Consider the following 20,387-nt stretch of genomic DNA (forward strand, 5'->3'; position numbering starts at 1 on the left):
GGGGTTACATTGGCCCGACCCGCATACTATGTGGCACCTTCGTATGAAAAGCCCCGGAGACGACCAGATGACCGACGCCGCGACCATCGCGTGGGACGACGCGATCCTGCCCTTCCAGCTCGACGCCTCCGACATGCGCGGGCGTGTCGCGCGTCTGGACGAAACGCTCGACACCATCCTCGGCCAGCACGCCTATCCCGACACCGTGTCCGAGCAGGTGGCCCAGGCCGTGCTGCTGACCGCCATGATCGGTCAGACGCTGAAGCTGCGCTGGAAGCTGAGCCTGCAGATCCGCGGCGACGGCCCCATCCGTCTGATCGCCACCGACTACTACGCGCCCGGCAAGGATGGCGAGCCTGCGACCCTGCGCGCCTATGCCAGCTACGACGCGGACCGGCTGGAGGCGAACGCCCCCGGTTTCCCGCAGATCGGCAAGGGCATGTTCGCCATCATAATCGACCAGGGGCAGGGGATGCAGCCCTACCAGGGCATCACGCCGCTGGCGGGCGGATCGCTCGCCGCCTGTGCCGAGACCTATTTCGCGCAGTCCGAGCAGCTGCCCACCCGCTTCGTCCTTGCCGCCGCGCGGCAGGTCGAGGAGGCGGGCGAGACCTGGCGCGGCGGCGGTATCATGGTCCAGCACATGCCGCCCGCGGGCAGCCATGTGACGGGCGAGGAAGGGTCTGGCGAAGGCGGTCTGCTCGACGCCTCCGACCTCGTGTCGGGCGATGCGGAAGAGGACTGGAACCGCGTGACCACGCTGCTGGAGACGACCGAACTGACCGAGCTGGTCGGCCCGCACGTGACGCCCGACCGCCTGCTGGTGCGCCTGTTCCACGAGGAAACGCCGCGCGTGTTCGATGCACAGCCCGTGGCCTTCGGCTGTGGATGCTCAGCGGCGAAGGTGGTGCAGACCATGTCGATCTACTCGTCGAAGGATGTCGAGAAGATGACCACCGAGGACGGCAAGGTCACCGCCGACTGCCAGTTCTGCGGCGCGCATTACGAGTTGCCGCCCGAAGTGCTCGGCTTCGAAGCCGATCCCGCAGCGGCGGAGGCGGCTGCCGAGGCGGCGAAGCCGACCTGGCCCGGCCGTCCGGCCTGAGCGCCTATTCCTCGCCGAACCGGTCGAGCAGCTGCCAGTAGGTCAGCTGCTCGGGCACGGCCTGGGTTCCGCGCATGGTGAAGCGGGGATCCTGCGGCAGGCAGCCCAGCCCGCACATCTGGATCGCCGTCGCGCGCACGTGGTCGAAGAACCAGATCCGCCCGCCCGGTGTGGCGATGTAGCCGTTCGTCTCCGACCCCATGTCGGACCGCATGTCCTGCGGCGAGGGCACCTCGTCGTCATAGGTCGTCGTCCAGCCGCCATGCGTGTGGTAGGAGGCGACGATCCGCCAGCTCGACGGTGCGTCCTTGATCCGGCAACTGGCATGGGCGCCCACCGTCGGCGGGGTCGCGCGCACCCGGCCCGTCTCGTCATAGCCGATGAAGCCGCAGAACTCCCGGCTCTCCTCGATGCTGCGGATCTGAATGGCGCGCAGGGCATGGTAGGCGGCGGAATGCTCGGGGTTCTTGTCGATGTTCTGCGCCGCCAGCGGTGCGGCGGCGAGGAGGAGGGCGAGGATGTGGCGCAGCATGACGGCTCCCTTGCTTCGCCGGTCACGCTAGGCCATCACCGGAGGATGGAGCAACCCACCCCCGCCGACCGCGACCTTTCGCGCCTGCGCGCCGCGCTCGCCCGGCCCGCGCCCGATCCGTCCTCGGATTTCGACCTGAACGCCGAGGTGGCGAAGCTGCTGCCGCCGAACCGCGTGCTGCGGCCCGCGGCGGTGCTGTGCCCGGTGATCGCGCGGCCGCACGGGCTCGACGTGATCCTGACGCGGCGCTCCTCGCAGTTGAAGCAGCACCCCGGCCAGGTCGCCTTTCCGGGCGGCAAGATCGACGCGACCGACGCCGATGCCCGCGCCGCCGCCCTGCGCGAGGCGGAGGAGGAGATCGGCCTGCCGCGCGACGCGGTGGAGATCCTGGGCGAACTGCCGGTGCACGAGACGGTGACGGGGTTCCGCATGCACCCGTTCGTCGGCCTCATCCCGCCCGATTTCGTGCCCGTCCCCGAGGCGGGCGAGGTCGAGGAGGCGTTCGCCGTGCCGCTCGCCTTCCTGACCGATCCGGCGAACCGGCAGGTGCACGGGCGCGCCTGGCGCGGGCATGTCCGCCGCTATTACGCCATGCCCTACGGCCCCTATTACATCTGGGGCGCGACGGCGCGGGTGCTGAAATCGCTGTCGGATCTCACCCATGCGCATTGAAGGCGACTGGCTGAGCCGCCCGGCCACGCAAGCCGCGCTGCGCATCGCGGGCGAGGGCGCCCTGATCGTCGGCGGCGCCGTGCGCAACGCAATCCAGGGCAAGCCGATCAACGACGTGGACATCGCGACGCCTCTGCCGCCGCAGGAGGTGCTCGCGCGCGCGGCAAAGGCCGGGGTCAAGGCGGTGCCGACCGGGCTCGACCACGGCACGGTGACGTTGGTGATCGACGGCACGCCGTTCGAGGTCACGACCTTCCGCCGGGATGTGGAGACCGACGGTCGCCACGCCACGGTCGCCTTCGCCGAGGATGCCGCCGTGGATGCGAGCCGCCGCGACTTCACGATGAACGCGCTTTATGCGCGCGCCGACGGCACGGTGGTCGATCCGCTGGGCGGGGTGGAGGATGCACGTGCGGGCCGGGTCCGCTTCGTCGGCGACCCGGACGCGCGGATCACCGAGGATTACCTGCGCATTTTGCGCTTCTTCCGCTTCCACGCGATCTACGGCACCGGTGAGCCGGGGCAGGCGGGCGTCGCGGCCTCGGCGCGCCATGCCGCGAAGCTCGACCGGCTGTCGGCGGAGCGGATCGGGGCCGAGATGCGCAAGCTGCTCGGCGCGCAGACCCCTGCCGGGACCGTGGCGGCGATGGCCGGGGCCGGTGTGCTGACCCCTGTGCTGCCGGGCTTCGACCTCGACGCGCTGCGCCGCCTGGAGGCGGTCGAGCGGCACCATGATCTCGCCCCGCACTGGCCCCGCCGTCTTGCTGCCTTGGGTGGCGCGCGCGATCGGCTGCGCCTGTCGAAGGCCGAGGAGGCGGAGGTCGCGCGGTTGCGCTCCGCGCCCGAGGCCGAGCCGCACGCGCTGGGGCATCTGCTGGGCGCGGACGCGGCGCGCGACGTGCTGGCGCTGCGCGGCACGCTCGATGCGCAGGGTTTGGGAGAGCTGGCTCTGGGCGCGGCGGCGCGGTTCCCCCTGTCGGGTCGCGATCTGGCCGGGCGGATCGAACCGGGGCCCGCCTTGGGGGCGGAGCTGTCACGGCTGCGCGATCTGTGGATCGCATCGCGCTTCACCCTCGATCGCGACGCGCTTCTCGCCGAGGTGGGGTCGGCGTAGGCGTACAATGCCGCGATTGACGCCGCGCTCAGGCCGCCCGATGGTCCCGCCATGCCCATCGAGACCGTCATCGCCATCGTCGCGCTTGCCGCCGGAACCGTCTGGACGCCCGGGCCGAACAACGCCCTGCTCGCCTCCTCCGGCGCGCGTTTCGGGTTCCGGCGCACGCTGCCGCACGCGATGGGCGTGGCGCTGGGCTTCCCGGTCATGTGTTTCGTCATGGCGCTGGGGCTGGGGCAGGTCTTCGTCGCGCAACCCTTGCTGGGCGAGGTGCTGCGCTGGATCGGCGCGGCGCTTCTGCTCTGGATCGCGTGGAAGACGCTGAACGCGAAGCCGCCGGGGCAGGCGGAGGGGGCGGCGCGGCCCTGGACGTTCCTGCAGGCCTCTGCCTTCCAATGGGTGAACCCGAAGGCTTGGGTCATGGCCGTCTCGATGATCACGCAGTTCGTCACCGGGCAGAACCCGCTCAGCGAAGCGGCGGCGGTCGCGGGCGTCTACGCGCTGATCGGGTTGACCTCGGCCACCGGCTGGTCCGCCTTCGGCGCGGCGCTGCAGCGGGTCCTGTCGACGCGGGCGCGGATGTTCGCCTTCAACGCCTGCATGGCGGGGCTGATCGTGCTGACCGTGGTGGGCCTGATCTTCGCCGATCTGAGGCCGGGTTGATTCCCGCCCCGCTCGCCTGGTTCGTGTTCACCGGCCTGTTCTCGCCGGGGCCGAACGTGATCCTGCTGACGGCCTCGGGCGCGCGATTCGGCTTCGCCGCGACGCTGCCGCATATCCTCGGCGTCGCGTCGGGCGTGGGCATCACGGCGGGGCTGACGGGGCTGGGCCTCGGCGCCGCGATCACCGCGCTGCCGGTGCTGGAGGGGCTGCTGAAACTCGTCGCCGCAGCTTGGATCCTCTACCTCGCGTGGCGGCTGTGGCGCTCGACCTCCGCCCCGCGGGCCGAAGGGAAGGGCCGCCCCTTCACCTATCTCGAAGCGGTGCTGTTCCAGTGGGTGAACCCGAAGGTCTGGGCAGTGGCGCTCGCCGCCTCCTCCTTCGTGGCCGAGCGGGGCGCGGTCGGGGCCGGGCTGACACTCGCCGTCGCCTTCTCGGTCATCAACCTCGGCGTCTGCCTGTTCTGGACCAGCGCCGGGCACCTGCTGGGCCGCCTCCTGCGGGACGAGGCGCTGTGGCGGCGCTTCATGCGGGTGATGGCGCTGGCGATGGCGGCGTCGGCGGGGATGGTGTTCCTCTAGCCGCGCGCGGATCGCAGCCCCCGCCACCATGCATCCTCGTCCAGCGCGCGGCGCAGGGGCGTATCGGTGGCGGGCGGCGCCTCCTCGATATAGAGATGCGCCTCCTCGATCTGCTCGGCATCGAGCGTGCGCAGATAGGCGATGGCGTCGGGCACGGTGAAGGGGATGCCTTCGCGCTCCTCGAAATTCGGCTCCAGATCGGTCCACAGGCAGGCATCGAACTCGTCCGACGCCGCGCACCACGCCATCGCGAGGTCGTTGACCGGGGCGAGCCTGCCGAAGCTCTCCTGCGCCGTCGCCCAGCCGATCCGGCTGACCGGCGCCCGCTCGCGTGCGGCGAGGTCCTCGACCGCCTCCTCCAGCACGTCTCGGATCGAGGCGATGGCATGGGTCGGGCACTGGTCGCCGTTCTCGGGATCGAGGCACACGGCCAGACCCATCTTGCGCTTGGGCGAGATGCGGGAGAACTCCAGCGGGAACATCGGCCCCGCCCCCATGCGCCAGTCGCCCGCGACCTGCGGGGCCAGGATCTCCAGATCCCAGATCAGCGAACCCCAGCCGATGATCGCGATCCTCATGGCCAGGCCGCCAGCGGCGGCAGGCTCATCAGCACCGCCTCGGGATTGTGACCGGTCTGCAGGCCGAAGGTCGTGCCGCGGTCGTAGACCAGATTGAACTCGGCATAGCGCCCGCGCCGGAACAGCTGGTGCGCGCGGTCCTCCTCGGTCCAGTCCTCGAACATGCGCCGCTCCACCAGCGGCACGAAGGCCTTCAGGAAAGCGCGCCCGACATCCTGGGTGAAGGCGAAATCCGCCTCCCAGTCGCCTGTGCAATGATCGTCGTAGAAGATGCCGCCGACGCCGCGCGCCTCGTTCCAGTGGCGGATCATGAAATACTCGTCCGCCCACGCCTTGTAGCGGGGGTAAAGCTCCGCCCCGTGCGGATCACAGGCCGCCTTCTGAGCGGCGTGGAAGAAGGCGGTGTCCTCCGCCACCTCGCGCATCGGGTTGAGGTCCGATCCGCCACCGAACCACCAGCCATGCGGCGTCCAGAACATGCGGGTATTCATGTGGACCGCCGGCACCTTGGGGCTGCGCATATGCGCGACCAGGCTGATGCCCGACGCCCAGAAGCGCGGATCGCCCGCCATGCCCGGCATATCCTTGCGCGCGGCCATCGCACGCTGCGCGCCTTCGCCCAGCGTGCCGTAGACCTCCGAGATGTTGACGCCCACCTTCTCGAAGCAGCGCCCGCCGCGCATCACGCTCATCACGCCGCCGCCCGCGTCCGAGCCATCGTCGGAGTGGCGCACGGTCGGCTTGCGCTCGAACCGTCCCGGCGGCAGATCCGCGAAGGGCCCTTCGGTCTGCGCGTCCTCCAGCCCCTCGAACGCGGCGCAGATCGCGTCGCGCAGGCTTGCGAACCAGTCCGCGGCGCGGCGTTTCTCTTCGATCATGTCCATGCTCGGGCCTCCTCGCCGCCCTTATGGCACCCGCGCCGCGCGGGCAAAAGAGGGCGAGGCCCGGTTGTTCTGTCGCATATCGGCGTTACATGGCAGGCGAGCCGCGCCAGTTTCGCGCGCGAAAGGCCAGCCCCATGTTCGCATTCTTCGAAAGAGCGGTAGACCCCTACCAGCGCTACCGCGACGCCGACACCCCGCCACATGGGCTGTGGCCGTTCCTGCGCGCCTACATGGTTCCGTTCCGTCAGGTCCTGATCTGGACGCTGGTCACGACGCTGATCGTCGCGGCGGTGGAGGTCGGGCTGATCTACTACGCGGGCCGCGTCGTCGATCTGCTGGAGGCGAGCAGCCCCGCGACCTTCCTCGCCGATCACGGAGTGGAACTCGTCTTCATCGCGCTCTTCATCCTGCTGATCCGGCCCATCGCGCAGATCGCGAACGCGATGCTGCTCAACCAGTCGCTGATGCCGAACATCGCGACGCTGGTGCGCTGGCGCTCGCATCGTCACGTCCTGCGCCAATCGGTCGGCTGGTTCCAGAACGATTTTGCCGGGCGCATCGCCAACCGCGTGATGCAGACCGCCCCCGCGACGGGCGAGGCGGTGTTCCAGGTCTTCGACGCGCTGGTCTACGCCATCATCTACCTGCTCGGCGCTCTGGTGCTGCTCGGCGGTACCGACTGGCGGTTGACCCTGCCGCTGATCGTCTGGGCGATCGCCTATGTCGCGCTGTGCTACTACATCATTCCCGCCATCGGCCGGGCGTCCAAGGAGTTCTCCGACGCCCGCTCCGCCATCACGGGGCGGATCGTCGACAGCTACACCAACATCCAGACCGTCAAGCTCTTCGCCCATACGCAGGAAGAAGAGGCCTTCGCCGGGGAGGCGATCGAAAATGCGCGGGTGAAGTTCCAGCAGCAGATGCGGCTGATCACGTGGATGGAGCTGGGCCTGCTGGTCATCAACGGCGCACTGATCGTCGCCGTCATCGGCTGGGCGATGGTGCTGTGGCAGCAGGGGATCGGCAGTGTCGGCACGGTCGCCGCCGCCTCGGCGCTCGTGCTGCGGCTCAACGCCATGACCGGCTGGATCATGTGGGCACTGTCGAGCTTCTTCCAGAATCTCGGCGTGGTGCAGGAGGGGATGGAGACCATCGCCCAGCCCATCGACCTGCTCGACGCGCCGGAGGCGGAAACGCTGAACCTCGACGGCGGCTCCATCCGCTTCGACGGCGTCAGCCACCATTACGGCCGGTCGAACGGCGGGCTGACCGATGTCAGCTTCACCATCAAGGCCGGCGAACGTGTCGGCATCGTCGGCCGCTCCGGCGCGGGCAAGTCCACGCTGGTCAACCTGCTGCTGCGCTTCCACGAGCTGGAGAGCGGTCGGATCGAGGTCGACGGGCAGGACATCTCGCAGGTCACGCAGGACAGCCTGCGCCGCGCCATCGGCATGGTCACGCAGGACACCTCGCTGATGCACCGCTCCGTGCGCGACAACATCCGCTACGGCACCGGCACCGCCTCGCAAGCGCAGATCGAGGCCGCGGCCCGCCGGGTCGAGGCGCACGAGTTCATCCTCGATCTCGCCGACATGCAGGGGCGCACCGGCTATGACGCCCAGGTCGGAGAGCGCGGGGTGAAGCTGTCGGGCGGCCAGCGGCAGCGCATCGCGCTCGCCCGCGTGGTGCTGAAGGACGCGCCGATCCTGGTGCTGGACGAGGCGACCTCCGCACTCGACAGCGAGGTCGAGGCGGCGATCCAGCAGGCGCTCTACGGCATGATGGAGGGCAAGACGGTCATCGCCATCGCCCACCGGCTGTCCACGATCGCGGCGATGGACCGGATCCTAGTGCTCGACGACGGACGCGTGGTTGAGGACGGCACGCATGAGGAACTGCTCTCGCGCGGCGGGCTCTATGCCGGGTTCTGGGCGCGGCAATCGGGCGGGTTCATCTCGGCGGCGGCCCAGTGATCCGGCGCTTCGCCGATCTCGTCGCGCCCTTCGCGGCAGCGGACGGCGACCCGCCGCAGACCCTCTTCGCCTTCCTGCGCTGGGCGCTGTCGGGCATGCGCCGCGTCCTGCTGGTCGCCGCGATCGCGGGGCTGGCGCTCGGCGTCAGCGAGGCCGTCGCGGCCTGGCTGGTCGGCTACGTCATCGACCTCAGCGTCGAACAGGGGGCCGAGGCGTTCATGGCGCGCAACGCCTGGCTGCTGGCCGGGATCGCCGCCTTCTTCCTGTTGCTGCGGCCCGCGCTGGTCTTCGCCACCTCGGGTCTCAACGCGCTCGCCATCACGCCGAACGCGGCGACGATGGCGATGGCGCGGCTGAATCGGCACACGATGGGACAGTCGCTGCGCTTCTTCGACAACGACTTCGCCGGGCGCATCGCGCAAAAGCAGTCACAGACCGTGTCGGCCATCGGCTCGATCCTGTCGGAGGTCGTGAACTCGCTGGCCTACGCGCTGTCGGTGCTTGCGGGTGCGATGTTGGTTCTGCTGCAGGTCTCCCCGCGGTTGGGGATCGTGCTGGGCGTCTGGTTCGCGGTCTATCTCGCCTATATCCGCTTTTTCCTGCCGCGGGTCCGCGCGCGGGCCCGTGCGCGCGCCGGGGCCCGCGCCCGCCTCTCGGGGCAACTGGTCGACGTGCTGTCGAACATGGCGACCGTGCGGCTCTTCGCCTCCGGTCGGCGGGAGGAAGCGGCCGCCGAGGACGCGATGGCCAACCTGCGCGAGAAGCTGATCGGTTTCGGCGAGATCTCGGTGCTGTTCCGCGGCGGGCTCGCTTTGCTGGCCGGTGCGCTGCCGGTCGGGCTGATCGGCGTGTCGCTGCTGGCCTGGCAGACGGGGCAGGCCACACCGGGCGACATCGCCATCGCGGGCCTGCTGTCCACGCGTCTGGGGCAGATGTCGGGCTGGATCAGCTTCGTGGCAATGGGCATCTTCGCCAATATCGGGGAGATCGAGAACGGCCTGCAGACCCTCGCGCCTCGCGTGGCCTTGCCGGACGGGCCCCGCCCGCTGCCACTGGCGCAGGTGAAGGGCCGGGTGTCCTTCGACGACGTGACCTTCCATTACGGACAGGAAAGCGCCGAGGGCCTCAACGGCCTCACCCTGGACATCGCGGCGGGTGAGAAGGTCGGCCTCGTCGGACTGTCGGGCGCGGGCAAGTCCACGGCGCTGTCGCTGGCGCTGCGGCTCTACGATGTCGAACGCGGCGCGGTCCGGCTCGACGGGATCGACCTGCGCGAGCTGCGGCAGGACGACCTGCGCGCCGCGATCGCGATGGTCCGGCAGGACACGTCGATGTTCAACCGCTCCGCCTATGACAACATCGCCTATGGTCGGCCCGAGGCGACGCCGGAGGAGGTCAGGGAGGCCGCCCGCCTCGCCCAGGCCGACGCGTTCATCCGAGACCTGGCCGATCCGGATGGGCGGCGCGGCTACGACGCCCATCTGGGCGAGCGCGGCGTCCGGCTGTCGGGCGGTCAGCGCCAGCGCATCGCCATCGCGCGCGCCTTCCTCAAGGATGCGCCGGTCCTCCTGCTCGACGAGGCGACGGCGGCGCTCGATTCGGAGACGGAGGCCGGCGTGCAGCGTGCGCTCGAAGGTCTGATGCAGGGCCGCACGGTGGTCGCGATCGCGCATCGCCTGTCGACTCTGATCGACATGGACCGGATCGCGGTCCTGGAGGCGGGCCGCGTCGTGGAGATCGGCACGCATCAGGCGCTGCTCGAGCGACGGGGGCGTTATCACGACTTCTGGCAGCGTCAGACCGGCACCTTCACGCCGACCGTCGCGGAGGCGGCAGCAGCAGAAGGTCGGGCTCGGCGGGCCTGACGGTGAATTCGGCGATCAGCGCCTGCAGCCGGGCCGCACCGTGCTTGAGGCTGCCCGCCCTCTGCGCGCCATCATCGGCCAGGGTGGCCTGCTGCTGCGTCGCCGACTCCATATCGTTGATCGCGCGGCTGAGTTCGGAGATCGAGTCCGCCTGCTCTCCCGACATCTCCGATATTGCGATGATGGCGTCGTTCATCCGGTGCACGGCCTCGACGATCTGGGTCAGCCGGTCCTCCGTCTCGATCACGCGGGCGGAGCCCTCCTCGACATGGGTCACGCTCGTCGCGATCAGGGTCGAGATCTCCCGCGCCGCATCGGCGGTCTGATCGGCGAGGCTGCGGACCTCGGACGCGACCACCGCGAAACCGCGACCGGCGCTGCCCGCGCGTGCGGCCTCCACGGCGGCATTGAGCGCCAGCAGCTTGGTCCTGAACGAGATGGCATTGATCAGCGCCACGATTTCCCGCACCCGGCCCGAGGCCGACTCGGCCTGATCCATCGCCGACCGCGCTCCGCGGGCGATCCGCGCGGCCTCGCTCGCCTCGGCGGAGGTGCGCGAGGACTGACCACGCAGGGCGTTCGCATTGTCCGAGGTCGAGGAGATCGCGGCGGTCATTTCGGTCATCTTGCCGCTGCACTGCGTGAGCGAGGCCGCCTGCGCCTCGGCATGGCGCGACAGGTCGTCCGCATCGTCGGAGACTTCGGAGCTGTGATGGGCGAGTGCCTCTCCCGTCAGGGCGATGTCGCCGACCAGTTCCGCAAGACGGCTCAGCGAATCGTTCAGGTCACGTTGCAGGCTGGCGAAGGTGCCTTCGTGATGCCCCTCCATCCTGCGTGTCAGATCGCCCTGCGCGAGGGCGGCGAGCGCCGCGCCGACCTCGCTGAATCCCTGGCGGAACGTGTCGGAGAGGCGATTGACGTCATGGCCGATCTGCGCGAGGGAGCCGGTCTGGCCCCGGACCTCGATCCGTTTGGTGAAATCGCCCTCCAGCACCGAGGAGACCATCGTCTGGATATCCTGCTGCAGCAGTCGAGGCGCGGTGCGATCCACGATCTGCATCACGTAGCCGCCGCCCAGACCGTCCTCGGTGTTCACGCGCAGGCTTGCCTCGTAATGCCGCCCGTCCAGAAGGATGGTGCGCTGGCAGTCGCGCCCCTCCGCCAGGGCGTCCGACAGCTCCTCGTCATGTTCGGCGAGCGATACGAGAGGATTGCCGCACAGATCGGTCCGCCTCAGCAGGTCTTGCAACGGTCCGCTGACATAGGTGATGTCGTCCGTGCTACGGGCGACGAGCAGCAGCATGTCCGAGCTGTCGAGCGCGTCGCGGATGCGGCGGGCCGAGGCGCCCCGCTCCTCGATCTTGGCCACGCTGCGCGCGATGATGCCGAGCTCGTCGCGACGCCAAATCGGCAAGGCACCTGCGGATCGCTCGGCGACGATATTGTCGGTCGCGTCCTTCAACTGGCGCAGCGGCCGCAGGACCGAGATCATGTTCGCGAGCGTCAGCGCGATCAGCGCGAGCGTCACCAGCCCGGCGATGATCGTCGTATGCCGGCGGGCCGTCGCCGCGTTCGTGCGGCTCTGCTCGCCGATCAGGTCCTGCTGGTTGGCGATGTTCGACGTCAGCAGCTCGAATGCATTGTAGATGCGTGGCCCTTCGCGATCGAGCGTGATCCGTTCGAGGCGGCGCATGTCGGCGTCGAGCAGCTCGAGCTGGCGCAGCGCATCGTCGGTATCGGACAGGAGGCCGATGAAGACCATGAGTCGGCCGCTGCTCGTCGTATCTTCGATGAGTGGCGTGAACTGGTTTGCGATGCCGTACGTCGCCGTCACCCGTATGCGGATGGTGCCCAGAAGCGCCCCATTCATGTGGAAGTTCGATTCGCGCGCCGATCTGCGGGCGATGTGGAACGCGTCGCGCACATCGTAGAGCAGCGCCTCCCGTTCCGGCGTCGACTGGAAATTCGGGTCGCGCAGCAGGGTCAGCAGCTGGGCCTCCGCGCTCTGGAACAGGCGGTCGGCCTCGCGCCCGGTTTCGCGCAGGGCGTCCTGGATGCCGAAGGCCCGCTCGAACGCTTCGAAATAGCCCGAGACCATGTCGGCGAGCGACGTGCTATAGGTTTCCAGATCGTCGCGGTCGGCGAAGACCTCGTCGAGCGTGTCGAACTCCCGTATCAGGCTGCGGAACTGGATGCGCACGAGGTTGCGCAGCCGATCGTTGTGGCGGGTGAGGTCCTGGGTGGCCGCACGCTGGGCCCGGCCGAAATCGCTTTGCAGCGAATGGAGGAGGGCGAGGTCCTCGCTCTTGTCGCTGTAGTCCTCGAGCAGGCTCTGCACCGATCCCATCGACCACCAGACGAAGCCGACGGTGCCCGCCAGCCCGCAGACGGCAACGAGGAAGGCCAGGACGAAACGCGTAGCGATGGACGTGTGCATGGGGTGCCGGATCTCCGTGATCCGACAGCCCTAGCGCACAGGTCTTAAGGCAACACTAACCGCGCGGGTCCTTCTGCAGCAGGGGCATCAGCTTGCCCATGTCGGGCCCTCGCTCCAGCCCCGACAGCGCCTTGCGCAGCGGCATGAACAGCTGCTTGCCCTTGCGGCCCGAGCGTTCCTTCATCGTGGCGGCCCAGTCGGACCAGCTCGTCTCATTCCAGGGACGGGCGGGCAGGTTGGCGAAGGCGTCTGCGACGAACTCGCGGTCCTCCTCGGCCACCAGCGGCTCGGCCCCGTTCTGCACGATGTCCCACAACGGGGCGGCATCCGACAGCACCGTGACGTTCTCCCGCGCCATGTCCCAGAATGGCTCGGCCAGCGATCCCTCGATGCCCAGTCGCGCCAGCGCGGGGGCGACGGTCGCGAAATCCTGCCCGTGCAGAACGCGCGCGGTCAGCGGGCGCAGGTCGGCCTCGTCGAACTTGGTCGGGGCGGCACCGAAGCGCCCGAGGTCGAACCCCTCGATCAACTCCGCATGGCTCGACCGCAGCTCCACCGGGTCGGAGGAGCCGAGTCGCGCCATGTGGCTGAGGATCGCCATCGGCTCGATCCCAGCAGCGCGCAGGTCGCGCAGCGACAGCGTGCCCAGCCGCTTCGACAGCGCCTCGCCCTGCGGCCCGGTCAAAAGCGAGTGGTGAGCGAAGACGGGCACCGGCTTGCCCAACGCCTCGATCATCTGGATCTGCGTCGCGGTGTTGGTGACGTGGTCCGAGCCGCGAACGACATGCGTGATCCCCATGTCCGTATCGTCCACCACACTCGCGAGCGTATAGAGCACCTGCCCATCGCCCCGGATCAGCACCGGGTCGGACACGCTGGCCGCGTCGATCGAGATCGGCCCGAGGATGCCGTCCTCCCACTCTATCCGCGCGTGGTCGAGCTTGAAGCGCCAGTGTCCGCCCCGTTCCGCGCGCAGGGCGTCCTTCTGCTCGTCGGTGAGGTCCAGCGCACCGCGGTCATAGACCGGCGGGCGGCCCATGTTCAGCAGCTTCTTGCGCTTGAGGTCCAGCTCGGTCGGCGTCTCGAACGCCTCGTAGAGCCGCCCGTCGCCGCGCATCGCCTCCGCCGTCTCGGCATAGCGGTCGAGCCGGTCCGACTGCCGCTCCACCCGGTCCCAGGTCAGGCCCAGCCAATCCAGATCCTCGCGGATCGCGTCGGCATATTCCTGCTTCGACCGCTCGGGATCGGTGTCGTCGAGCCGCAGGATGAACTCGCCACCCGCCTTGCGCGCGATCAGCCAGTTGAACAGCGCCGCGCGCAGGTTGCCGATATGCAGGTATCCGGTGGGCGAGGGGGCGAAGCGGGTGACGGTCATGGCGGCCTTCGGGGCTGGGAGGTGTCAGGCCGCCTACATAACGCCAACGCGCGCCGCCTTTAAGGGCAAACTTCGCGGGCTTGCGCGTGGGCGCACGCGGCTTACCTCGCCCGTCATGGAACACGAGGACATCCTGCCCCCCGGCCTACCCGAGATCGACGCGATGGCCCGCCGCGCCTTCGACGCGCTTCCGGACGGCATCCGCGCGCAATGCACGGACCTGCTGATCGTCGTCGAGGATTTCGCCGATGACGAGACGCTGGAGGACATGCACATCCCCTCGCCCTTCGAGCTGACCGGCATCTACGAGGGCATTCCCTTGACCGAGAAGTCGCACGAGGCCCCCGTCGACCGGCCCGACCGGGTGCGCCTGTTCCGCCGTGCCATCCTCGACGAATGGGTGGAGCGCGGCGATATCGGCCTCGAACACCTTGTCGGCCACGTCCTGATCCACGAGATCGCGCATCATTTCGGCTGGAGCGACGCCCGGATCGCCGAGATCGAGGACTGGACGCTGTGACGGAAAACGGCGCGCGGATCGCTCCGCACGCCGTCCGATCAGCCTCGGGACGGTCTCAGCCGATCACGCCGTTGTCGTCGCGCTTGACCGCGATGACGGTGGAGCGGGGCAGCATCCCCTCGCCATCGGGGAACGGCGCCGCCGGGTGCTGGATGCCCACGAACATCGTCCGCTTGTCCGCCGACCAGGTCAGGCCCGTCACTTCCGACCCGTTCGGCCCGGTCAGGAACCGCACGATCTCTCCCGTCTCGGGGTCGCCCGCCAGCATCTGGTTGTTGCCCATGCCCGCGAACTCGCCCTCGTTGGAGTCGTCGCCATCGGTCTGGATCCACAGCAGGCCGGTGGAGTCGAACATCATCCCGTCGGGCGAGTTGAAGAGGTTGCCCGCGTTCACGTTCTCGGACCCGGCATAGGGCCCTTCGGCCACGGTCGGGTTGCCCGCCATGACGTAGAGATCCCAGGTGAAGCCCGCCTCGCCGTGATCGCCGTTCGTCGGGAACCAGCGCACGATCTGGCCGTAATTGTTGGCCTCGCGCGGGTTGGGGCCGTTCACCGGCGTCTCGTCGCCGCCCGCATTGGCGCGCAGGCCGCGATTGCGGTTGTTGGTCAGCGCGCAATAGGCCTCCGCCGCCACCGGGTTCACCGCGACCCATTCGGGACGGTCCATGGTGGTGGCATCGACCGCCGAGGCCGCCATGCGGGTGTGGATCGCGATCTCCGCCGCATCCGCCATGCCGGTCGCCTCGGGCGTCAGGGCCACCCACTCGCCGGTCATGTCCTCTTCGAAGCGCGCGACGTAGAGCTGCCCTTCGTCGAGCAGGGTGGAGGTTTCGCCACCTTCCTCATAGGCATCGCGCGACACGAACTTGTAGAGGTACTCGCCCCGCTCGTCATCGCCGAGATAGACGACGACGCGCCCGTCCTCGGCCAGCGCGGTCGCCGCGTTCTCATGCTTGAAACGCCCCAGCGCGGTGCGCTTGACCGGCATGGAGTCCGGGTTCGCCGGGTCGATCTCGACGACGTAGCCGAAGCGGTTGGGTTCGTTCGGGTTCGTCGCCACGTCGAAGCGCGGATCGAACTTTTCGTAAGCATAGCGGCCCTCGGACCCGATGCCGTAGCGCGCATAGGCCTCGGAGGCGGAGAACTCGACCTCGGGATCGGCGGCGCCGAAATAGCCGTTGAAGTTTTCTTCGCAGGTCAGGTAGGTGCCCCACGGCGTCTTGCCCGCGCCGCAGTTGTTGAGCGTGCCGAGCACCTCGACACCTTCGGGATCGGCCTCGGTCTTGAGCAGGTCGTGACCCGCCGCCGGGCCGGAGATGCGCATCGGCGTGGTGTGGGTGATGCGACGGTTATAGGGGCTGTCCACCACGATGGCCCACCCGTCCGGGCCTTCGGCCACTTCCATCACGGTCACGCCCTGCAGGTTCTGCAGCTTGCGCACGTCCTCCGCGGTCGCCGGGATGCCGTCCTCGTTCTGCGGCAGGTTCTCGTCGGGGTTCACATATTCATGGTTCACCGCGATCAGCTCGGCGCCCTCGACCGAGAAATGCTCCATCCCGTCGGTGTTCTCGCCGAAGATGCGGTCGGAGGATGCGAGGTCGCCGCCCGTCTCGTGATCGAACTCCGCCGCGTCGGAAAACAGCTTGTCGCCCCATTTCGCCATCGGCTTCCAGCTGTAGCCCTCGGGCACATGCACGGTGAAATCCGTCTGGATCTCGATCGGCGTGAAGTCGAAGCGGCTGGCGCCCTGCGCGCGGGCCGCGGTCCCGGACAGGAGCGTGCCCGCCCCCATCACGGCCGCGCCCGAGCCGAAGGCGACCACGCCGCCCAGGAAGCCGCGGCGGGAAATCGCGGCCTCGACCACGCGGTCGAAACCCGACTCCTCGGGGCGGGGATTGTTCAGCTCGTCCCACTCGTCCCAGGACAGGTGGCGGGTGTCGATATCTTTCATGTCTGGCACTCCGGCTCGAATCGATGATCGTCGCCGGAACGCTAGGCGCGGCCTGCTGCGGTTTTGTGACGCTTCCGGTTGTCAGAAGCGGTCGACCGGCATCTTGAGGTAGTGGTGCCCGTCGCTCTCCGCCTCCGGCAAACGTCCGCCGCGCAGGTTGATCTGCAAGGCGGCGAGCATCCGGTCGGGCAGGCCCAGCGTGGCGTCCCGCTCCTCGCGCGTCTCGACGAACTCCGCCTTGGTGATCCCGTCGCGCACATGCTTGTTGCGGGCGCGATGTTCGGCCACCGTCGCCTCCCAAGCGGGCTCGTCCCGCTCCTCGGTGCCGTAATCGTGCCCGATAAACAGCCGCGTCTCCCCCGGCCGGTCGAGGATCGCGCGGATCGAGTCCCACAGCTCCGCCGCCGACCCGCCCGGAAAATCGCAGCGCGACGACCCCATGTCGGGCATCATCAGCGTGTCGTGCACGAAGGACGCATCGCCGACGTGATAGGTGATCGAGCCGAGCGTATGCCCCGGCGACAGCGCCACCCGCGCGGTCAGCTTGCCGATTCGCACCTCGTCCCCATCGGCCAGCAGCCGGTCGAAATCCTGCTCCGCGTCGAACGCGTCGGGCAGGTGGTAGAGGTCGCGCCACAGCTCCGCGATCTCGCGAACCTTCTCCCCGATCGCGGTCGGCGCGCCGGTCCGCTCGGCCAGCAGGGCGGAGGCCATCAGGTGATCGGCATGGGGATGGGTGTCGAGGATCTGCACCACCTCCAGACCCTCTCGCGCCACGAGATCCAGCACCCGGTCCATCGCCTTCGTCCCGGTGGCGAAGCTCTGCGGGTCGAAGTCGCGTACCACGTCGATCAGTGCGGCCTGCTTCGTCTCGGGGCAGGCGCAGACATACTGGATCGAGCCGGTATCGGGCTCGTAGAGGCCCCAGACATCGGGACTGCCCGCGCCGGTCGACGGCGACTTTCGGATCGGGGCGTCGGTCATCTCACTCTCCCTTGAAGAACGGCAGGTCCTGCATGCGGCGCCCGATCAGGATCCCGACCAGCATCAGCGGCACGAAGACCAGCGTGCCGGGTGCCGCCATCGGCAGCGCGGTCCAGGCGGGGCCGGGGCAGAACCCGCCGATCCCCCAGCCGATGCCGAAGATGGCGGCCCCGGTCAGCAGGGGCCGGTCGATGCGGGTCTTGTCGGGGATCTGGAAGTCCGGCATCAGCAACGGCTTCGGCCGTATCCAGACCAGCCTGTAGCCGACGAAGGCCGTCAACGACGCGCCCCCCATCACGAAGGCCAGCGACGGGTCCCAACTGCCGAAGATGTCGAGGAAATTGAGAACCTTTGCCGGATCGGCCATGCCCGACACGATCAACCCGATGCCGAAGACCAGTCCGGCGGCGAACCCGAACAGCCCCCGCATCAGCCCAGCCCCCCGTGCCGCAGCACGAAGACCGTGATCGCCGCGAAGGCCATGAAGGTCACGACGGCGGCCAGCGACCGGCCCGACAGCCGCGCCAGCCCGCACACCCCGTGCCCCGACGTGCAGCCCGAGCCGAGCGCCGTGCCGATCCCGACCAGGAGCCCCGCCAATCCCATCGCGACCAGGTTGCCGGGCACCGTCTGCTCAGGGAAGCCGCCGCTCGCCAGCAACCACAGCAGCGGGGCGGCGAGCAGGCCCAGCACGAAAGGCACGCGCCACCCGATCTCGCGCCCGTTCATCGCCGCGGCGGTGATCCCGACGATCCCGGCGATGCGGCCCAGCCCGCCCATCACCATCACCGCCGACAGTCCGATCAGCACGCCGCCCAACAGCGACAGCCACGGGGTGAACTCGGTCTCCACAGTCGCCAGCACGCGGCACGCCCTCCATTCAAATTCAAACAGGAGAATGTGTCGTGATGCGCGGGAATCAAGACCGCCAGGCCACCTGGCGTCCGCCATCCAATTTCGAATTGAGGGGGAATTTGGTGGAGCCTAGGGGAGTCGAACCCCTGACCTCTTGCATGCCATGCAAGCGCTCTCCCAACTGAGCTAAGGCCCCGATCGCATCCGCGATACCGGCGTGTGTCTATGACGCACGCCGATGCCGCGCAAGCGAAAAATCAGTCGTCGTCGTCGCTCGATTTCTCGGCGATCTCGTCCAGCGACACGTCGTCATCGTCGTCGTCGTCGAGCATCGCGTCGTCATCGGTGTCGAGATCGTCGTCATCGTCGTCGAGCACGTCCTCGACATCGTCCTCGGCCGCGGTTTCGGGCTTGGCCTTCTCTTTCTTGGCCGCCTCGGCGCGCGCGCCTTTGGGTTTCGTCAGGGCGAAGGCGGACAGCTCGTGCACCGTGCCACAGTTCGGGCAGGTGGTCGGATCGTTGTTCAGATCGTAGAACCGTGTCCCGCAATTCGGGCAGAGCCGCTTCGTGCCCCATTCCTGTTCAGGCATCCGACATTCCTCGTGTTCCTGTAGGTAAAGACGATGTCCCGTGCCACAGCGCCCGGATGTTGTCAAAGGCTTTACCCCCGATTCCGCAGCGTGCGTGTTGCGTCGCAGTCGAAATGGGCGCATCTTCGCAGGCGCAAACAAAAAAGACGTACGGGGACGGCAATGTTGTATCACGCTTACGAGTTCACGCATGCGGCCATCGGGCCGATGCGCCAGGCGGCCAGGATGGGGCAGGAGATGCTGGCCTCTCCCTTCAATCCGATATCCGGCACCTATCAGGCCCGCGCCACCGCGGCGGCCTGCGAGATGTTCATCAACGCCACCCGCCGCTACGGCAAGCCCGAGTTCGGCATCGAAACGGTCGAGCTCGACGGCCGCAAGCTGCGCGTCGAGGAGGAGGTGGTGCTGGAGCTGCCCTTCTGCGAGCTCTTGCACTTCGCCAAGCGCGGCGCGCCGAAACAGCAGCCCGTGCTGATCGTCGCCCCCATGTCCGGCCACTACGCCACGCTACTGCGCGGGACCGTGCAGCAGATGCTGCCCGATCACGACGTCTACATCACCGACTGGATAGACGCGCGCGACGTGCCGCTGCTCGACGGGGTGTTCGACCTCGACGACTACACCGATTACGTGATGGATTTCTGCCGGTATCTGACGGATGAGCATGGGGAGCGTCCCGCCGTCCTCGCCGTCTGCCAGCCCGGCGTGCCGGTGCTCGCCGCGGCCTCGCTGATGGCCGAGGACGCGGATCCCGGCCGTCCGGCCTCCGTCACGCTGATGGGCTCCCCCATCGACACGGCCCGCAATCCCAAGCAGCCCAACGACCTTGCCACCTCGCGGCCGCTCAGCTGGTTCGAGAACAACGTCGTCGTGACCGTCCCCTTCCCCAACAAGGGGTTCCTGCGGCGGGTCTATCCCGGCTTCCTGCAGCTGTCGGGCTTCATGTCGATGAACATGGACCGGCATGTCGACGCGCATGTCCGCCAGTTCCGCCACCTGATCCAGGGCGACGGCGACAGCGCGGCCCAGCACCGTGCCTTCTACGACGAGTACAATGCCGTGATGGACCTGACGGCGGAATTCTACCTCCAGACCATCGAGCGGGTGTTCCAGAAACGCCTGCTCGCCACCGGCGACTACGTCTATCGCGACCGCCCGGTGAACCCGTCCGCGATCACCGACATCGCCCTGATGACCATCGAGGGGGAGAAGGACGACATCACCGGTCTCGGCCAGACCGAGGCGGCGCACGACCTCGCCTCCAACCTGCCCGACGACAAGCGACTGCATTACGTGCAGGAGAAGGTCGGCCATTACGGCGTCTTCAACGGCTCGCGCTGGCGGCAGTTCATCCAGCCCAAGGTGGCGGAGTTCATGGCGGCGCATCGCGGCTGATGGGTGAGCGGCTGACGGTCGGCGATCCCCCCATCGCGGTGGAGCTGCGCCGCTCCCCGCGCGCGCGGCAACTGACGCTGCGCGTGCCGTCCATCGGCGGCGATCCGGTGCTGACAGCCCCGCGCCGCGTGGGGCAGGGGACCATCGACGGCTTCCTGGTGGAGCGGGAGGACTGGCTGCGCGCCGCCCTGTCGCGCACGCCGCAGCCCGTGGACATCGCCGACGGCACGCGGATCCCGGTCGAGGGCTCCCTGCACCGCGTCGCCCTGACCGACCGGCGCGGCATCCGGGCCGAGGCGGGCGTGCTGCACGCGCC

General features: G+C 68.7%; 19 protein-coding genes, 1 tRNA gene and 1 pseudogene. 10 read left to right on the forward strand and 11 right to left on the reverse strand.

Translation table 11 applies throughout. The features are described from left to right. Nucleotides 1-67 precede the first annotated feature (67 nt). Nucleotides 68-1,105 carry an Hsp33 family molecular chaperone HslO gene (locus RX333_RS15355; protein WP_316015838.1) on the forward strand — a complete coding sequence of 346 codons (1,038 nt, stop codon included), beginning with the start codon at nt 68-70 and terminating at the stop codon, nt 1,103-1,105. A gap of 4 nt (nt 1,106-1,109) precedes the next feature. Here the strand turns inward: RX333_RS15355 and RX333_RS15360 are convergent, their stop codons facing one another. After that, a complete protein-coding gene (locus tag RX333_RS15360; RefSeq protein WP_316015839.1) occupies nt 1,110-1,637 on the reverse strand; it encodes a DUF4329 domain-containing protein in 528 nt (175 codons plus the stop codon). 45 nt (nt 1,638-1,682) lie between these two features. Between RX333_RS15360 and RX333_RS15365 the strand changes: the two genes are divergently transcribed. From RX333_RS15365 to RX333_RS15380, 4 genes are read left to right on the forward strand one after another with little or no spacing between them, the layout of a single operon-like run. Further along, complete coding sequence (locus RX333_RS15365) at nt 1,683-2,309, forward strand: CoA pyrophosphatase (RefSeq protein WP_316015840.1); 627 nt, start codon at nt 1,683-1,685, stop codon at nt 2,307-2,309. Then, on the forward strand, nt 2,299-3,423 hold the full coding sequence (locus RX333_RS15370; protein WP_316015841.1) for a CCA tRNA nucleotidyltransferase: 1,125 nt from the start codon (nt 2,299-2,301) through the stop codon (nt 3,421-3,423). The genes RX333_RS15365 and RX333_RS15370 overlap by 11 nt, the downstream gene beginning before the upstream one ends. A 51-nt stretch (nt 3,424-3,474) precedes the next feature. After that, nucleotides 3,475-4,086 (forward strand): LysE family translocator, encoded by a 612-nt coding sequence (locus RX333_RS15375; RefSeq protein ID WP_316015842.1) that lies wholly within the window; start codon nt 3,475-3,477, stop codon nt 4,084-4,086. Next, nucleotides 4,083-4,664, forward strand: coding sequence for a LysE family translocator (locus RX333_RS15380; RefSeq protein WP_316015843.1), 582 nt, complete (start codon nt 4,083-4,085; stop codon nt 4,662-4,664). The genes RX333_RS15375 and RX333_RS15380 overlap by 4 nt, the downstream gene beginning before the upstream one ends. Here RX333_RS15380 and RX333_RS15385 read toward each other — a convergent pair. After that, nucleotides 4,661-5,242 (reverse strand): hypothetical protein, encoded by a 582-nt coding sequence (locus RX333_RS15385; protein ID WP_316015844.1) that lies wholly within the window; start codon nt 5,240-5,242, stop codon nt 4,661-4,663. The two genes, RX333_RS15380 and RX333_RS15385, sit on opposite strands and share 4 nt — an antisense overlap. Continuing rightward, on the reverse strand, nt 5,239-6,126 hold the full coding sequence (hemF, locus tag RX333_RS15390; RefSeq protein WP_410056090.1) for an oxygen-dependent coproporphyrinogen oxidase: 888 nt from the start codon (nt 6,124-6,126) through the stop codon (nt 5,239-5,241). The genes RX333_RS15385 and hemF overlap by 4 nt, the downstream gene beginning before the upstream one ends. Before the next feature lie 134 nt (nt 6,127-6,260). On the opposite strand from hemF, the gene RX333_RS15395 reads away from it, so the two are divergent. Next, complete coding sequence (locus RX333_RS15395; protein WP_316015845.1) at nt 6,261-8,099, forward strand: ABC transporter ATP-binding protein; 1,839 nt, start codon at nt 6,261-6,263, stop codon at nt 8,097-8,099. Further along, nucleotides 8,096-9,964 (forward strand): ABC transporter ATP-binding protein, encoded by a 1,869-nt coding sequence (locus RX333_RS15400; protein ID WP_316015846.1) that lies wholly within the window; start codon nt 8,096-8,098, stop codon nt 9,962-9,964. The genes RX333_RS15395 and RX333_RS15400 overlap by 4 nt, the downstream gene beginning before the upstream one ends. Here the strand turns inward: RX333_RS15400 and RX333_RS15405 are convergent. Then, nucleotides 9,909-12,401 carry a methyl-accepting chemotaxis protein gene (locus RX333_RS15405; RefSeq protein WP_316015847.1) on the reverse strand — a complete coding sequence of 831 codons (2,493 nt, stop codon included), beginning with the start codon at nt 12,399-12,401 and terminating at the stop codon, nt 9,909-9,911. The genes RX333_RS15400 and RX333_RS15405 overlap by 56 nt on opposite strands. Before the next feature lie 55 nt (nt 12,402-12,456). Beyond that, nucleotides 12,457-13,776: a glutamate--tRNA ligase gene (gene gltX / locus RX333_RS15410; RefSeq protein WP_316015848.1), complete on the reverse strand. Its 1,320-nt coding sequence runs from the start codon at nt 13,774-13,776 to the stop codon at nt 12,457-12,459. Between the two features lie 115 nt (nt 13,777-13,891). On the opposite strand from gltX, the gene RX333_RS15415 reads away from it, so the two are divergent. Next, on the forward strand, nt 13,892-14,296 hold the full coding sequence (locus tag RX333_RS15415) for a metallopeptidase family protein (RefSeq protein ID WP_316015849.1): 405 nt from the start codon (nt 13,892-13,894) through the stop codon (nt 14,294-14,296). Nucleotides 14,297-14,351: 55 nt separating this feature from the next. Here RX333_RS15415 and RX333_RS15420 read toward each other — a convergent pair whose 3' ends face one another. The 6 genes from RX333_RS15420 to RX333_RS15445 all read right to left on the reverse strand — a co-directional run bounded on the left by RX333_RS15420 (nt 14,352) and on the right by RX333_RS15445 (nt 18,676). Next, complete coding sequence (locus RX333_RS15420) at nt 14,352-16,247, reverse strand: PhoX family phosphatase (protein WP_316015850.1); 1,896 nt, start codon at nt 16,245-16,247, stop codon at nt 14,352-14,354. An 81-nt stretch (nt 16,248-16,328) separates the two neighbouring features. Then, complete coding sequence (locus RX333_RS15425) at nt 16,329-17,231, reverse strand: MBL fold metallo-hydrolase (RefSeq protein ID WP_316015851.1); 903 nt, start codon at nt 17,229-17,231, stop codon at nt 16,329-16,331. A 1-nt stretch (nt 17,232) separates the two neighbouring features. Beyond that, entirely contained in the window at nt 17,233-17,661 is a 429-nt protein-coding gene (locus RX333_RS15430) for a DUF6691 family protein (protein ID WP_316015852.1), read from the reverse strand. Beyond that, complete coding sequence (locus RX333_RS15435) at nt 17,661-18,083, reverse strand: YeeE/YedE family protein (protein ID WP_410056091.1); 423 nt, start codon at nt 18,081-18,083, stop codon at nt 17,661-17,663. Before RX333_RS15435 ends, RX333_RS15430 begins: the two co-directional genes overlap by 1 nt. Before the next feature lie 123 nt (nt 18,084-18,206). Next, a tRNA-Ala gene (locus RX333_RS15440) sits at nt 18,207-18,282 on the reverse strand. Between the two features lie 61 nt (nt 18,283-18,343). Next, nucleotides 18,344-18,676: a TIGR02300 family protein gene (locus RX333_RS15445; protein ID WP_316015854.1), complete on the reverse strand. Its 333-nt coding sequence runs from the start codon at nt 18,674-18,676 to the stop codon at nt 18,344-18,346. Between the two features lie 162 nt (nt 18,677-18,838). Between RX333_RS15445 and RX333_RS15450 the strand changes: the two genes are divergently transcribed. Both RX333_RS15450 and RX333_RS15455 read left to right on the forward strand, forming a co-directional pair. Further along, nucleotides 18,839-20,071, forward strand: coding sequence for a polyhydroxyalkanoate depolymerase (locus tag RX333_RS15450; protein ID WP_316015855.1), 1,233 nt, complete (start codon nt 18,839-18,841; stop codon nt 20,069-20,071). Then, nucleotides 20,071-20,387, forward strand: a pseudogene (locus RX333_RS15455) (M48 family peptidase); the annotation flags it as partial. The gene RX333_RS15450 and the pseudogene RX333_RS15455, both read left to right, overlap by 1 nt.

This window comes from Roseobacter sp. HKCCA0434, from assembly GCF_032464675.1.
Lineage (GTDB): Bacteria > Pseudomonadota > Alphaproteobacteria > Rhodobacterales > Rhodobacteraceae > Pontivivens.